The 15524-nt window shown below is 72.8% G+C and carries 7 protein-coding genes and 1 pseudogene; 4 read left to right on the top strand and 4 right to left on the bottom strand.

The features are described 5' to 3' along the window. Positions 1 to 100 precede the first annotated feature (100 nt). Positions 101 to 1291: a DUF418 domain-containing protein gene (locus tag RDV84_RS10270; RefSeq protein WP_309153345.1), complete on the top strand. Its 1191-nt coding sequence runs from the start codon at positions 101 to 103 to the stop codon at positions 1289 to 1291. A gap of 157 nt (positions 1292 to 1448) precedes the next feature. On the opposite strand, the gene RDV84_RS10265 is transcribed toward RDV84_RS10270, so the two are convergent. Continuing rightward, positions 1449 to 2513 (bottom strand): lipid A deacylase LpxR family protein, encoded by a 1065-nt coding sequence (locus tag RDV84_RS10265; RefSeq protein WP_057949163.1) that lies wholly within the window; start codon positions 2511 to 2513, stop codon positions 1449 to 1451. A 426-nt stretch (positions 2514 to 2939) separates the two neighbouring features. Next, positions 2940 to 3341, bottom strand: coding sequence for a DUF3224 domain-containing protein (locus RDV84_RS10260; protein ID WP_250449037.1), 402 nt, complete (start codon positions 3339 to 3341; stop codon positions 2940 to 2942). Positions 3342 to 3843: 502 nt separating this feature from the next. On the opposite strand from RDV84_RS10260, the gene RDV84_RS10255 reads away from it, so the two are divergent. After that, the gene (locus tag RDV84_RS10255) at positions 3844 to 5928 is read left to right on the top strand and encodes a TonB-dependent receptor (protein ID WP_309153344.1); all 2085 of its coding nucleotides are present in this window, start codon (positions 3844 to 3846) and stop codon (positions 5926 to 5928) included. Next, positions 5925 to 7082, top strand: a pseudogene (locus tag RDV84_RS10250) (PepSY-associated TM helix domain-containing protein); the annotation flags it as partial. The gene RDV84_RS10255 and the pseudogene RDV84_RS10250, both read left to right, overlap by 4 nt. Here the strand turns inward: RDV84_RS10250 and RDV84_RS26175 are convergent. Then, positions 7027 to 7371 carry a DUF6053 domain-containing protein gene (locus tag RDV84_RS26175; protein ID WP_425606413.1) on the bottom strand — a complete coding sequence of 115 codons (345 nt, stop codon included), beginning with the start codon at positions 7369 to 7371 and terminating at the stop codon, positions 7027 to 7029. The pseudogene RDV84_RS10250 and the gene RDV84_RS26175 sit on opposite strands and share 56 nt — an antisense overlap. Here RDV84_RS26175 and RDV84_RS26170 point away from each other — a divergent pair. Continuing rightward, on the top strand, positions 7283 to 7477 hold the full coding sequence (locus RDV84_RS26170) for a DUF6053 domain-containing protein (protein WP_425608208.1): 195 nt from the start codon (positions 7283 to 7285) through the stop codon (positions 7475 to 7477). The genes RDV84_RS26175 and RDV84_RS26170 overlap by 89 nt on opposite strands. 80 nt (positions 7478 to 7557) lie before the next feature. Here RDV84_RS26170 and RDV84_RS10245 read toward each other — a convergent pair whose 3' ends face one another. Beyond that, complete coding sequence (locus RDV84_RS10245; RefSeq protein WP_309153341.1) at positions 7558 to 15435, bottom strand: autotransporter-associated beta strand repeat-containing protein; 7878 nt, start codon at positions 15433 to 15435, stop codon at positions 7558 to 7560. Positions 15436 to 15524: the final 89 nt, after the last annotated feature.

The raw sequence follows: 15524 nt of genomic DNA, 5'->3' as shown, positions 1-15524 counted from the left end.
ATTTGATCCGCCAAACGTCCGGGATCCGGCCCGCCCCAGGCCCGATGCCGGGCCCTGGCGCGCGCCGCACCATGCGCCCGTCTCCGATCGCGGCCCGCGCATGCACCCTCCTGCTTCCGCTGTACGCGCCGCGCGCATCGAACACCTCGACGCCCTGCGCGGGCTGGCCCTGTTCGGCATCGCGCTGGTCAACGTCGGCGTGTTCGCCTCGCCATGGTGGGGACTGGGCGTACCCGACCCGGCGTTTTCCGCGCCGCTCGACCGCATCGTGGCGGCGCTGGTCGCGACCTTGTTCGAGATGAAGTTCTACCTGCTGTTCTCGTTCCTGTTCGGCTACAGCTTCAGCCTGCAACAAGCCGCCGCCGCACGCGCCGGGCAGGCGTTCGCGCCGCGCATGGGCCGGCGCCTGCTGGGGCTGTGGCTGATCGGCGCGCTGCACGCGGCGCTGCTGTTCCACGGAGACATCCTCACCACCTACGCGTTGATGGGCGCGCTGCTGCTGGGCTTGAGCCGCGCCGGCGAAACCGCGCAGTTGCGCATCGCGCACGGGTTGATCGTCGCAACGGCGCTGGCCTGGGCCGCGCTGGGCGTCTTGGCGTGGCTGCAGCCCGCGCCAGCCGCCGATGCGGCCGCGCAGGCGCAGGCCGTGCTGCGCGGCTTCACCGGCGCGCCCGCCGGCGTGCTCGCCGCGCGCGCGGACGCACTCACGAGCGCCTGGCCGATCCTGTTGGCGTTGCAGGCGCCATGCGCGCTGGCGATGTTCCTGTACGGCCTCGCCGCCGGCCGCCGCACTCTCGCCGCGCGCCTGGACGACTACCGTCCGCTGCTGCGGCGCCTGCGCCGCGTCGGCTTCGCCGTCGGCCTGCCCGCCGCGCTCGCGCTCGGCACGATCGAAGCGTGGCCGGTGTCCGAGCCGGTGCAGCTGTGGGTACTGGCGCTGAGCCTGCTGACCGCGCCGCTGCTGAGCCTGGCCTACGCCGCGCTGGCGCTGCCGTGGTTCGCCGGCGGCGGCGCGCGCATCGCCGACCGGCTGGCGCCGGCCGGACGCATGGCCTTGTCGAACTACCTGCTGCAATCGACGGCGATGGCGCTGCTGTTCACCGGCTACGGCCTGGGCTGGATGGGCCGGGTATCGCCGGCGGCGACGCTGGCGATCGTGCTGGCGCTGTTCGCCGCGCAGCTGTGGCTGAGCCGCGCGTGGCTGCGCCGCTTCGCTTATGGGCCGGTGGAATGGCTGCTGCGGGCGGCGACCATCGGCGCGTGGCCGCGGATGGGCAAGGCGGCGTATTGAGGGATGCGTTGGAGCGCACCCTCGGCGGATACAAGGGCATCGGGCCTGAAGGCCCTCCCACAAGAGCCCTGAAGGCCCTCCCACAAGAGCGGGACGGGCCTGCTTTTGTGGGAGGGCCTTCAGGCCCGATGCCTTCCTGTCGGCCGGGACCGAACCCTCAGAACGCCCGGCTCACGGTGAAGCTGCCGAACACCGGCGTCTGCTTCTGCCCTTCGAATTCGCGCGTGCTGTGGTAACGCGCCAACGCGAACTTCCAGCGTCCGCGCATCAGCGCCACGCCATAGCCCACTTCGGCCACGAACGGCCGCTTGTCGACGCTGTGGCTGGCGCGGAAGGTGTTGCCGTCCAGGGTGATGTCGCGCAGCACCCAGCGCGCGTCGCTGGTCAGGAACAGGTGCGCGGCGAACGGCCGGTCGCCGGTGTTGTAGTGCTCGGTCGGCGCGGTGTTCTCGCCGGCGGGGCGCAGCGGCGTGCTGCCGAAATCGTCGGGCAGGCGCAGGCCGAAGCGCACTTCCATGCCGGCGTTGGCGTAGGTGGCCAGGTTGCCGAAGCTGCCGCCGTAGTGGCCGATCGCGTCCCAGCCCCAACGCCGCTCGTGCGCGTCCTTCGGCGCGAACCGGCGCATGCGCTCGTGCACGATGCGGAACACCGGCTCGTCGTGCAGTTGGTTGTCCCAGCCCTGGAAGGTTTCGTCGCCGAGGGCGCGATGCACCGCGTTCTGCACCTGCTTGCCCAGCGCCGACGGGCCGACGATGCCGACCTGCAACTGGGTGGTGCGCAGGTAATCGCCGGTGCGCGCGTTGTAGCCGAGCCCGACGAGCAGCGCGCCGGCGTAGGGCCGGTCGTCGCGGATCAGGTCGCGGCGGCTGTAGTCGGTGGGGGTGAAGATGCCCTGGGAGAAGGTCGCGATCATGTTGCGCTGCTCGTAGCCCTGCGGCGGCTGCAGCGCGTCGAGGCGGCGGTTGATCCAGCGCGCCAGGCGCGGGATGCAGGGATCGTCGGTGTAGTCGGCGAGATTCGGCGACACCAGGGTCAGCTGGATGCCGTTGCTGTAGCCCTGGTCCTGGCCGCCGAACAGGTCGTTGTCCAGGCGCAGGTTGACCGTGGGCGGCAGCCGGGTGTGGCCGTTGGTGCAGGCCTCGCGGCCTTGCGCGGCGGCGGCGCCGGCGTGCAGGGCGGTGCCGGCGAACAGCAGGGACAGCAGCAAAGCTTGGCTACGCATGGGCGATCGCAGGCAGGCGCCGCCGCGTTCGGCGCGGCGGGCAGGTGAGTGCGGCGGGAGCGCCGCGACCCTGGCGACGGCGGCGCATCGGGCGGCGCGGCCGGCTGGCGGGGCAAGGCGCACAAAGTCTCACGGATCGCGCACGGCGGCGCTGGCGCGGCCGCGACGGTTCGTCCCGCAGATGGTGCTTGAGAAGGGCGGCGGCGTCTTTGCCGCATGGGGCTGGTGGGTGCGGGTGTGTCGCGACCGGACAGGAGAGCGTCGGCCTGAAGGCCCTCCCACAGAAGCACGAGGGTCGGGCCGCTGCGGGGGAATCAGGTCGCTATGGGAGAACCGAGCTGTCGAGGAAAAACGGCAGGCCGTGAAAGCAGCCGGCCGTTGTGGAAGGGCCTTCAGGCCCGACGCTCTTCGCTCGGCCCGCCGCGCTCACTCCACCCCGGGCAACGCATACTCGAACCGATAGAAGTGCGCCCCGCCCTCGCGGATATCGATCTTCATCCGCCCGCTCAAGCCTTCCAGTTCGCCGCTGCCCGAATCGGGCACCACCACGATCGTCAGCTCGGCCTGACCGCGATTCATCAGTCCGCTGTGCAGCAGCAGGAAGCTGCCGCGACGGCCGTCGAGCGCGCCGTCGACCTTCTCCAGCGCAACGTAGCCAGCCGAGCCCGGCACCGCGGTCGTCGCCGCCAGCATCTCGCCGCGGCTGTCGGCCTGGAGCGCGCCCTCGAAGCGCTTGTCCAGCGCCATCCGCCCGAACATGCCCTCGGCGGCCGCGTGCAGCGGCTGCGGGCTCAACTTGACCTGGAACGGACCTTCGACCTGGGGCATGGCGGCGGCTTCCGAAATAGCGGCGGCGCCACGGCGGCGCGGCCCGGGATGAGGTGTACGGACAGTGACAGCGACCGCGCATGCTAATCCGATTCGCGCCGCGCCGGTTGCGCCGCACGTGCGCGCCCGCCGGGCGCAGTGCGGCAACTTGCCGCAGCCGCCGGCGCGGCCGCTCGCCTAGCATCTGCGGCGGCCGCAGCACGTGGCCTTGCTGCGTCCCGCGCGTCCCGCGTTGCCCTCGCTTCCCGTTCCTCGCGCTACGACGCGCCGGTGGCGCGCGCCGCCCTCCCCTCCTCCCGCGCGCCGCCGACGCCGCGCCCGAGCCGTCCCGCGCCTCGCCATGCCGACCCATCGCCTGTCTTCTTCATCGTTCTTGCGCGCCGCGGCGCTCGCGCTCGCGGCCGCCGCGCTGCCGGCGCCGGACGCGCACGCCGAACCGATCGGTCCGCGGCCGGCCGACGCCGGACCAACGCACAGCGTCCGCGCCCGTTCCGACCGAGCCGTGGACCTCGACGCCGTGCGGGTGCAGGCCGAACGCCGCGACGCGCGCGCCGCTTCGGTCGCCAGCGCCAGCCGGCTCGGCCTGGACCCGGCCGAGATTCCCGCGACCCTCGACCTGCTCGACGCCGAAGCGATCCAGGCGCGCGGCCTGCGCGACAGCGTCGAGATCCTGCGCGCCATGCCCGGGGTGATGGCCGGCAACCTGCCCGGCCAGCCCGGCGTCGCCTCGATGCGCGGTTTCGCGTCCGGCGCGGTGTCGTACCTGTTCGATGGCGTGCGCCTGACCAGTTCGGGGTTCTCCTCGCGCAACTGGGACAGCTTCCAGTTCGAACGGGTGGAGGTGCTCAAGGGTCCCGCGTCGGTGCTGTACGGCGAGGGCGTGCTCGCCGGCGCGATCAATTTCGTCCCCAAGAGCGCGCAGCTGGACGGCCGCGGCGGCGAGCTGCTGCTCGGCTACGGCAGTCACGGCAGCGCCCGGCTCGGCCTGGACCGCAACGCGCCGCTGGGCGACACCGTGGCGGTGCGCGGCGTGCTCAGCGCCAACCGCAGCGACGGCTACATCGACGACACCGCCTCGCAGGCGCAGGCCTTCGGCGGCTCGCTGCTGTGGCAGCCCGATGCGCGCCTGAGCCTGCGTGCGGCGCTGGACTACCAGCGCGACGACTTCGACACCGCCTACTTCGGCGCGCCGCTGGTGCCGGCCGAGGTCGCCGCCGATCCCAGCGCCCTGGTCGACAACGCGCTGGGGCTGGTGGTGGACAAGGCCGCGCGCGACCGCAACTACAACGTCCGCGACGGCCGCATGGATTCGCGCTCATGGTGGCTGCGCACGCGCCTGGACTATCGCTTGAACGACGCCTGGAACCTCAGCAACGAGGCCAGCGTCTACGATGCGCGCCGGCGCTGGGACAACAGCGAAGACTTCGCCTACGACGCCGCCAGCGGCCGGCTGCAGCGCAGCGCCGCGCGCATCCACCACGAGCAGCGGGTGTGGAACCAGCGCCTGAGCCTGCGCCACGAGGGCCGCGTGGGCGGCCGCCGCCACCTGTTCGCGGCCGGTTTCGAATACAGCGACACCGACTTCTTCAACCTGCGCCGCTTCGGCAACGCCGGCTCGGTCGATCTGCTGGCGCACGAACGCGGCCTGCTGCCGCCCGACAATCCGCTCGACTACGGCGACGGCCGCAACGATTTCAGCACCCGGGCGAAAGTCGCCGCCGTGTTCGCCGAGGACGCGCTCAACCTCACCGAGCGCTGGCTGCTGGTGGCCGGTCTGCGCCACGAGCGGATCGAACTGCGGCGCCGCAACCTCGATCTCGACAGCGGCCTGCGCAGCGGCTTCGGCCGCGAGTTCTCGCCGACGTCGTGGCGCCTGGGCAGCGTGTTCGAACTGCGCCCGCAGACCCAGCTCTACGCCCAGTACAGCAGCGCGGTGCTGCCGGTCAGTTCGTTCCTGACCATCAACCAGCGCAACAACGCGTTCGACCTCAGCCACGGCGAATCGTTGGAAGTCGGCCTGCGCAGCGAACTGTTCGACCAGCGCCTGCGCCTGACCGCGGCCGCCTACAAACTGCGCCAGGACGACATCCTCACCCGCGACCCGCTGCAGCCGCAGATCAGCGTGCAGGACGGGCGCCAGTCCGCGCAGGGCGTGGAATTGTCGCTGAGCGCGCAGGCCGCGCCGCGCCTGCGCATCGACGCCAGCGCCGCGCTGCTGTCCTCGCGCTTCGACCGCCTGCGCGAGGCCGGCGGCGCCGACCGCAGCGGCAACCGCCCGTCGAACGTGCCCGAACGCACCGCCAGCGTCGATGCCTGGTATCGCCTCGACGGCCTGCCGCTGAGCTTTCATCTCGGCCTGCGCCACGTCGGCGATTTCTACACCGACAACGCCAACCAGTTCCGGGTGCGCGCGCACACCGTCGCCGACGCGGCGGTGGACTGGAACGGCACCAGCGGCCGTTACACCCTGCGCGTGCGCAACCTCGCCGACGCGTTCTACGCCGACTGGTCCGGCTACAGCACGCGCCAGGTCTACCTGGGCGCGCCGCGCAGCGTCGAACTGACCTACACCCGCGCGTTCCGATGAGCGCGACGGCGCGCCAGCGCGGGTTCTACCGCAGCGTCTGGCGCTGGCATTTCTATGCCGGCCTGCTGGTCATGCCGCTGTTGCTGATGCTGGCGCTGACCGGCGCGGTGTATCTGTTCCACGACGAGATCGAAGACGCGCTGCACGCGCCGCTGCGCTCCGCGCCGCAACGGCGCGCCGACCTGCCGCCGTCGCAGCTGATCGACGCGGCGCGCGCGGCCTATCCGGGCATCGTCACCCGCATCGACCTGCCGTCCGATCCGCGCCGCACCGCGCAGGTGTTCGTGACGCCCGCGCAGGGCGAACCGCTGCGCGTGTTCGTCGATCCCGGCAGCGCGCGCGTGCACGGCGCCTTCGTCTACACCCGCACCCTGGTGGGTTTCGCCGACACCATGCACGGCTCGCTGATGCTCGGCCGGTTCGGCGACGCGCTGGTCGAACTGGCCGCGTGCTGGGCCCTGCTGCTGGTCGCCACCGGCGCCTACCTGTGGTGGCCGCGCGAACGCGGCTGGCGCGACGCGCTGTGGCCGCGCTGGCGCGCGCGCGGCCGTACGTTCTGGCGCAGCCTGCATGCCAGCGTCGGCGCCTGGACCGCGGCGCTGATCGTGTTCCTGGTGTTGACCGGCCTACCCTGGGCCGGGGTGTGGGGCGAGTTGCTGCGCGCCGGTTTGCAGCCGCTGGGATGGGGCTATCCGGCCGAACATCGCCACCATGCCGCGCCAGCGCCGCGCGTAGGCGCGGCGGTCGCCGATGCGCCGTGGACGCTGCGCGACGCGCCGCTGCCGGCCTCGCACGCGCAGCATCGCGGCCACCACGGCGGCGCGCGCGACGTCGGCATCGACGCGGTCGCCCGCGCCCTGGCCGCGAGCGGGCTGCGCGGCGATTATCGGTTGTCGCTGCCGCGCGGCGCGGACGGCGTCTACACCGCGGTGGTCTATCCCGACCGGCCGCAGGGCCAGCGCACCGTGCACGTGGACCGCTACAGCGGCGCGGTGGCCGGCGACACCGGCTTCGCCGACTACGGCCTGGGCGCGCAGGCGGTGGAGCTCGGCGTGCAACTGCACATGGGCCGCTACTTCGGCCGCGCCAACCAGTTGCTCATGCTGCTGCCGTGCATCGGCATCGTCGTGTTGAGCGCGAGCGGCGCGTGGATGTGGTGGCGACGGCGGCCGCGCGGCCGCCTCGGCGCACCGCCGGCGCCCGCGCCGGCGCGGCTGCGCACGGTGGCGTGGATCGCGCTCGGTTGCGGGATCGCGTTTCCGCTGCTGGGCGCGTCGCTGTTGCTGGTGTATGCGCTGGATCGCCTGCTGATCGCGCGGGTGCCGCGCTGGGCGGCGTTCGTGCATTGAGCCGCGTGGGTGTGGGACGGGCTTCGGACCTGGGGCTCGGGTTTCGGATCGCGGCGACCGCGGCGCGGGGCATCGGGCCTGAAGGCCCTCCCACAACAGCGCTGGCTTGGGCAGAAGCGATGAGATCCGCCACAAAACGACATCGCCGCTCGCGCGGCGATGCCGTCCCCTGCCGATGCTTCGTCCGCGCATGGCGATAAAAGCGACTACCGGCCCCGGTCCAGCGCACCGGAGCCGGTAGCGCCACCCGTCCGGCGGCGCTGATGCTTCCGGCCCGTGCTTACGGCGTACGGGCCGAAGCCTCGTCGCACCAGGTCGTCGGCTGGGTCACCGCGCCCGACGGAGGGACGGATCGCGGTGTCGCGGCGGCCAGCCGCGTCGCCGGACGACGCGGCTTGGCCTTGCTGCCGGTGCCGCGCGAGGCGACACGCTTGCTCTTGGAGATCGGGCGCGCGCCGCCGTGCTTGGCCTTGGCGAGCGGGCGCGCCGGCGCGGCCTTCGCCGCCGGACGCAGCTTGCACTGGCCGAAACCGGCGCTGCCACTACCAACCTTCGCATCCGCGGCCGTGGCCGCTGCGCCGCCGCCGGCCGCGGCCAAGGCGCCGGCGCGCGAAGGATCCGACGACGTCGCGGACGCGGCGTTCGTGCTCGCCGCACTGGAGCCGGCCGTATTGGAGCCTGCTGCATTGAAGCCTGCTGCATTGGAGCCGGCCGTCGCCGCCACGGCGGCCGCGCCGCGCGTCGAACCCGAGCCCGAACCGGCGCCCGGCGCCGAAGCCGCCGCCGGATCGGCTGCAGCGGCCGCACCCGCTGCAGCCGCACCCGCCGCCTTCGTCGACGCACTCGAACTCGAACTCGAATTCGACCCCGACCCCGAATCCGTCGCCGCGGCGCCCGGCGCGGACGCGCCCTGCGCCGCCCACCCGGCCGCCGTCGGCGTCGCCATCGGCGCCGCGCGCGCCGCCGCCATCGCCGGCGTCGCGCCCCAGCCCAAACGCAAGCCGAGGTTGAGCGAATGCGCGCGATCGTCGCTGCCGAGGTCGCCGCGATATTCCAGGAAACCGCTGCTCGCCGGCCCCATCCGGTACTGCAGGCCCAGGCCCACGTTCCAGCGATTGCGCTCGGCGGCGAAACCGGTGGTGGCGAAGCCCGGCACGCTGGCGCCGGCGAAGGCGTTGCGCGCGTACGGGCGGTCGTCCTGCAGGTCGTGCAGGTAACGGATGTCCGCGGTCGGGCTCCACTTGCGCGCGCCGTTGCCGGGCGCGCCGGAGAAGCGCACGCCGACGCCGGCGGTGGTGGTGTCGTAGCTGGCCACCGACACCAGCAGGTCGGCGTCGCCGGCGCCGCGCTCGCGGAAGCTCACCGACTCGACCTTGTTGTAGTACACGCCCAGCAACGGCTCGATGCGCACGCTGGCGCCGTCCCAGCGCCAGCCGGCTTCGAGCATCGCGTACGCGCCGTCGTTGCTGAAGTGCGCCTGGGTGCGGCGGTTGTACACGCCCACCGCGATCTCGCGCTCGGCGTCGAAACTGCCGTAGCTGTAGCCGGCCGCGCCCTGGGTCCAGAACGCGCCGGGCGCGTACAGCCAGTGGATGCCGACGTTGAACAGGTCGCCGTCGACCTTGTCGTCGCGACGGTCGGTTTCCATCTTCGAATGGGCCATGCCGATGTGGCCGCCGAAGCGGAAATGAGCGCCAGGCGAGCCTTCCAGGCCGATCGCCAGGCCGCCGACGGTGTTGTCGATGCCGGCCAGGCGCTCGCCGTCGAACTCGGCGCGGCCGCCGTAGGCGGTGGCCCACAGCGTGCCCAGCGTGCTGTCCTCGTCGACGCCGTTGTCGCGCGCCAGGTCCAGCTGGCGCGCCACGCTGCGCTGCAGTTGCTCGGCGTTGTAGCGCTGGGCGCTGGCGATGGAGGCGTAGGTTTCGCCGTTGAGGGTGTCGAACGCGCGCGGCGCCTGCGCCGCGCTGAGGCCGCGCGCGGCGGCGATCAGGGTCGGCAGCTGGCCGCTGTTGCGGTCGGCGATGGCCTGCAGGGCGTTGGCCACGGCCTGCTGGTTGGCGCTCAACCCGGGGAACTGGTTGAAGCGGATGCCGGTGCCGCCGGCGTCGTGTTCGCTCAAGCGCAGGAACACGTCGTTGCCCTGCACGAACAAGGCCGCGTCGAGGAACGGCAGCGCGGTCTGGCTGACGCCGGTGAAGGCGCCGCTGAGCGAGGACGCGTCGAGGATGCGGTAATCGGTGACCGGCGCGTAGCTGCCGGCCTGCGGGATCGCCACCACCTGGCCGCCGTTGATCGCCGCGTTGCCGGCGACCACGACGCTGTCGGTGGCGCCGCCGCCGTTCTGGCGCACCTGCAGGGTCGCGCCCGGGTTGACCGTCAGGCTGGCGACGTTCAGCGACGCGCCGACCGCGCCGGTGCCCGCGGCCGCGCCGCTGGCGCCGGCGAGGCCCGACGGCGCGAGCGTGCCGCCGAGCGTCAACGCACCGGCCAGCGCGCCATCGCCGATCAGACCGCCGCCCGCGGCGACCGAGGCGTTGCCGCCGAGATTGCCGTCGAGCACCAGATTGCCGCCGATGCTGGAATCGGCGAACGCACCGCTGGCGCCGCCGGGCAACACCAGGGTGCCGCCGGGCGCGAGCGAGAGGTTCTCGAAGCCGCTCAGGCCCGCCGCCGGCAGGACGCCGTCGCCGCTGCCGTTGACCGCGAACGTATCGCTGCCGGCGCCGGCGTTGATCGCGCCGGTGAGGCCGGCGAGGTTGGCCAGGCTGGAGGTCAGCGAATCGTTGCCGGCGCCGAGGTTCACCGCGCCGGCGACCGCGCCGGTCACGGTCAGCGAGTCCGCGCCGCCGCTGAAGTTGGCGGTGGTGCCGGCGGCCGACGCCAGGCCCGCGGTGATCGCGTTGGCGACGTTGAGCGTGCCGCCCTGGATCGACAGTCCGCCGCTGAAGCCCACCACCTGCCCGTTGAGGCCGAGCGCGCCGCTGCCGTTCTTGACCAGGGTGCCGCTGCCGGACACGGTGCCGTTGAAGTCCAGGCTGTTGTTGCCGTTCAAGTTCAGCGCGCTGCCGGCGGCGAGATTGACCGCGTTGGCCAGCGCCAGCCCCGGCAGCGCCGAGGTCAGCGCGGCGTTGCCGCCGATGTTGAGCGCGCCGGTGCCGAGCGCGGCGTTGTTGCCCAGGCTCAGCGTGCCGGCGTTGAGGTTCACCCCGCCGGCGAAGGTGTTGGCTGCGCTCAGCGCGAGCGTGCCGCTGCCGTTGAAGCCGAGGCTGCCGGCGCCGTCGATGACCCCGCCCAGGCTCAGGTCGTTGCCGCCGCCGATGCCAAGCTGCGCGCCGGCGCCGAGGGTGACGGCGTTGCCGAGCGCGATGCCCGGCGCGATCGCGCTGAGGCCGGCGCTGCCGCCGACGTTGAGCGCGCCGGTGCCCAGCGCGGTGTTGCTGCCGACGCCGAGCGAACCGGCGTTGAGCGCGACGCCGCCGCCGAAATTGTTGGCGCCGCCGAGGTTCAAGGCGCCGCTGCCGTTCATCGCCAGCCCGCCGCTGCCGCCGATGCTGCCGCCCAGCGCGAGGTCGTTGCCGCCGGTGACGCCGAGCACGACGCCGGCGCCCAGGTTGACCGCGTTGCCCAGGTTCACCCCGGCCGCGCTGGCGCTGAGGTTGGCGCTGCCGCCGACGTTGAGCGCGCCGGTGCCGAGCGCGGTGCTGGTGCCGACGCCGAGGGTGCCGCCGCCGAGCGCGACGCCGCCGCCGAAGCTGTTGGCGCCGCCCAGGGTCAGGGTCGAGGGGCCGTTGAAGCTGATCCCGCCGCTGCCGCCGATGGCGCCGTTCAAGCCGAGGTTGGCGCCGCCGCCGATGGCGAGCGCGGCGTTGAGGTCGATGGCGTTGGCCAGGTTCGCGGCCGCGCCGGCGTTGAGCGTGGCCGCGCCGTTGACGCCGAGCGTGCCGGTGCCCAGCGCGGTGTCGCTGCCGACGTTGAGCGTGCCGGCCTGCAGGTTCAGCCCGCCGCCGAAGCTGTTGTTGCCGTTGAGGGTCAAGGCGCCTGCGCCGGTCTTGATCAGCGAACCGCCGCCGTCGATGGCGCCGCCCAGGGTCAGGTCGGCCGCGCCGCCGAGGCTGAGCGCCGCGCCGGCACCGAGGTTGACCGCATTGCCGAGGTTCAGCGCCGCGCCGGTGCTGGCGAGGCTGGCGTTGCCGGTGACCGCGAGCGTGCCGGTGCCGAGCGAGGCGCTGCCGCCGAGCAGCAGGTTGCCGGCGCCGAGCGCGACGCCGCCGCCGAAGCTGTTGTTGCCGGTCAGGGTGAAATCGCCGGCGCCGTTGATCGACAAACCGCCGCCGCCGCCGATGTCGCCGCCGAGGTTGAGCGCGTTGGCGCCGGTGAGCCCGAGCACCGCGCCCGCGCCGACATCGATGTTGTTGCCCAGCGCGATGCCGGGCGCGCCCGCGGTGAGCCCGGCGCTGGCACCGACGCTGAGCGTGCCGCTGCCCAGCGCCAGATTGTTGCCGACGCTGAGCGTGCCGCCGCCGAGCGCGACGCCGCCGCCGAAGGTATTGGCGCCGTTGAGCGCGAGCGTGCCGGTGCCGTTGAAGCCGAGCCCGCCGCCACCGCCGATCGTGCCGCCGAGCGCCAGGTCGTTGCCGCCGCCGATGGCGAGCGTGGCGCCGGTGCCGAGGTTGACCGCATTGCCCAGCGCGATGCCCGGCGCGGTCGCGGTCAGCGCCGCGTTCGCGCCGACGTTGAGCGCGCCGGTGCCGAGCGCGAGGTTGTTGCCGACGCCGAGCGTGCCGGCGTTGAGCGCGACGCCGCCGCCGAAGTTGTTGGCGCCGCTCAAGGTCAAGGTACCGCCGCCGTTCATCGCCAGGCCACCGGCGCCGCCGATGGTGCCGCCCAGGCTCAGGCTGTTGCCGCCGCCGATGCCGAGGGTGGCGCCGGCGCCGAGATTGACCGCGTTGCCGAGCGCGACGCCGGGCAGGCCCGCGCTGAGGCTGGCGCTGCCGCCGACGTTGAGCGCGCCGGTGCCCAGCGCGGTGTTGCTGCCGACGCTGAGCGAACCGCCGCCCAGCGCGAGGCCGCCGCCGAAGTTGTTGTTGCCGTTCAAGCTCAGCGTCGCCGGGCCGTTGAAGCTCAGCCCGCCGCTGCCGCCGATGGCGCCGTTCAAGCTCAGGTCGACGCCGCCGCCGAGGCTCAGCCCGGCGTTGAGGTTGATCGCGTTGCCCAGGGTCATCGCCGCGCCGGCGTTGAGCGAGGCCGCGCCGTCCACCGACAGCGCGCCGATGCCCAGCGCCGAAGCGTTGCCGAGCGACAACGTGCCGGACTGCAGGCTCACGCCGCCGGTGAAACCGTTGACGCCGTTCAAGGCCAGGGTGCCGGCGCCGGTCTTGACCAGCGAACCGCCGCCGTTGATGCCGCCGCCGAGGCTGAGATTCGCCGCGCCGCCGACGGTAAGCCCCACGCCGCTGCCGAGGTTGATCGCGTTGCCCAGGTTCAAGGCCGCGCCGGTGCTGGCCAGCGAGGCGTTGCCGCCGACGTTGAGCGCGCCGGCGCCGAGCGAGGTGTCGGTACCCAGCAACAGGTTGCCCGCGGCGAGGTTCACGCCGCCGCCGAACGTGTTCGCGCCGCCGAGGGTGAAGGTGCCGGCGCCGTTGATCGACAAACCGCCGCCGCCCCCGATGGCGCCGCCGAGCCCGAGCGAATTGGCGCCGCCCAGGCCCAGCGTCGCGCCCGCGCCGAGGGTGACGCCGTTGCCCAGATTGATGCCCGGCACGCCGGCGTTGAGGTTGGCATTGCCGGCGACGTTGAGCCCGCCGAGGCCGAGCGCGAGATTGTTGCCGACGCTGAGCGTGCCGCCGGCGAGGTTGACCCCGCCGCCGAAGTTGTTGGCGCCGTTGAGCGCGAGCGTGCCGGTGCCGTTGTAGCTGAGCCCGCCGCCGCCGCTGACGATCCCGCCCAGGGCGATGTCGTTGCCGCCGCCGATGCCGAGCCCGGCGTTGAGCACCACCGCGTTGCCGAGGTTCACCCCGGCGTTGGCGTTGAGCGTGGCCGCGCCGTTGACGGTCAGCGCGCCGAGCCCGAGCGAAGTGTTGGTGCCGACGGTCAGGCCGCCGCCGAGCAGGTTGAACCCGCCGGCGAAGTTGTTGGCGCCGCCGAGGGTGAGGTTGCCGGCGCCGTTCTTGGTCAGCCCGCCGAGCCCGTTGATGGTGCCGTTGAGGGCGAGGTTGCTGGCGCCGCCGATCGACAGGCCGGCATTGAGGTTGAAGTTGTTGGCCAGGCCGACCCCGGCGTTGGACGCCAGCGAACCGGCGCCGCTGACGGTGACCGCGCCGGTGCCCAGGGCGAGATTGTTGCCGACGGTCAGCGCGCCGCCGCCGAGGTTGAAGCCGCCGGCGAAATTGTTGGCGCCGTTGAGCGTCAGCCCCGGCACGCCGGCCATGCTGATCCCGCCGGCGCCGCTGATGGTGCCGTTGAGGGTCAGCGCGCCGCCGCCGGCGCCGAAGTTCAAGGTGTTGTTGAGGACGACGTTGTTGCCCAGCGCGACTCCGGCCGCGCCGGCGAGGCTGGCGGCGCCGTTGACAGTGAGCGCGCCGGCGCCGATCGCGCCGCTGTTGCCCAGATGCAGCGAGCCGGCCTGCAGGATGGTGCCGCCGGTGTAGTTGTTGGCTCCGGTCAGGGCGAGATTGCCGCTGGCCAGGGTCAGCGAACCGGCGCCGTTGATGTTGCCGCCCAGGGTCAGGGTGCCGGCGCCGTTGAGGGTCAGCGCGCCGTTGAGCTGCACCTGGTTGGTGAGCGTGCCGGTGAACGCGGTATTGAGCTGGGCCGGTCCGCCGACCAGGAACAGGCCGGTGCCGAGCGAGTTGGCCGTGCCCAGGGTCAAGCCGCCGCCGTTTAGCGCGAGGCCGCCGTTGAAGTTGTTGTTGCCGGCCAGGGTCAGCGTGCCGGCGCCGTTCTTGATCAGGCCGCCGGCGCCGCTGACGGTGCCGCCGAGGGTGAGGTTGTTGCCGCCCTGTACGATCAGCCCGCCGGTGAGATTGACGTTCTGCCCCAAGGTCAGGCCGCCGACCGAGGCCTGGATCGCGCCGCCGTTGCCGGTCAGCGTGCCGGTGCCGAACGACAGCGCATTGTCGAAGATCGCGGTGCCGCCGTTGAGCGTGGCGCTGCCGCTGACCACCGCGCCCTGCAGGGTCCAGGTGCCGCTGTTGAGGGTCAGGTTCTCGAAGTTGAGGTACTGCGCCGCCGAGATCGTGCCGGCGCCGCCGTTGCCCGAGCCCGGTCCGGCGGCGGTGTTCTGCAGCACCAGGGTGTCGCTGCCGCCGATGCCGGCGTCGACCGTGCCGCCGGCGGCGTAGGTCAGGAAGCTCGGCGGGATCGACAGCGTCGGGATGGTCACGCCCGGCAGCGGCACCAGGCCGCCGTTGATGCTCGAACCGGTCACCGCGACGAAGGTGTCGTTGCTCAACGTGGTGCCGAGCGAGACGCTGCCGTTGATGGTGCCGACGTTGACGAAGGTGTTGCCGCCGGCGGTCGGGCTGGAGAACGCGACCCGCCCGGTGATGGTGCCAGTGTTGGTGAAGTTGACGTTGCCGCCGCCGTAGATGCCGACCGCGATCGAGTTGATCGGATCGAACAGGCCCAGCGCGCTCATGCCGATGGTGCCGGAGTTGGTGATCGTGGTGGTGCCGGTGTTGGCCACCACCATCGCCGAACCGCCGAGGCCGAAGGTGCCGTCGAAGGTGCCTTCGATCAGACCCTGGTTGTCGATCACGACGTTGCCGGCTGCGGGCACGACGGTATTGCCGACCATCAGCCCGCGCGCCAGCACCAGCGAACCGAAGGCGTTGGCGTCGATCGCGCCGAGGTTGGTGAGGTTCAGGCCGTTGCCGCCGAAGGTCATCGCGGTGCCGCCCGGCAACGTGCTCATGATCGCGCCGCTCTGCACGGTCGCGTTGAGGTTGTTGGCGTTGCTCAGGAACGAATTCGGATTCGGCGGCAGCAGGATCGGCACGCCGGTGCAGCTGACCGTGGCGCCATCGGTCGGCACCGCCGGGGTGCACGCCGCGGCGGCGCTGCCGCTGTAGAACTGCAGGGCCAGCAACAACGGGATCGCCTGGGCGACGCCGAGGCTGAGCGGATGGAAGCGAAGACGACGTTGCGCGCGAGCGGACATGACCGATCCTCCGTTTATTCCGAACTGCTGGTTCCGATCTGCTGGTTGCATGCCTGCAGTACGGATCGCACGGGCGGATGCCGGAACGG

This window comes from Lysobacter yananisis, from assembly GCF_031199375.1.
GTDB lineage: Bacteria > Pseudomonadota > Gammaproteobacteria > Xanthomonadales > Xanthomonadaceae > Lysobacter > Lysobacter yananisis.
The sequence above is the reverse complement of the archived record's forward strand: the minus strand, read 5'-3'. Positions and strand labels throughout refer to the sequence as shown.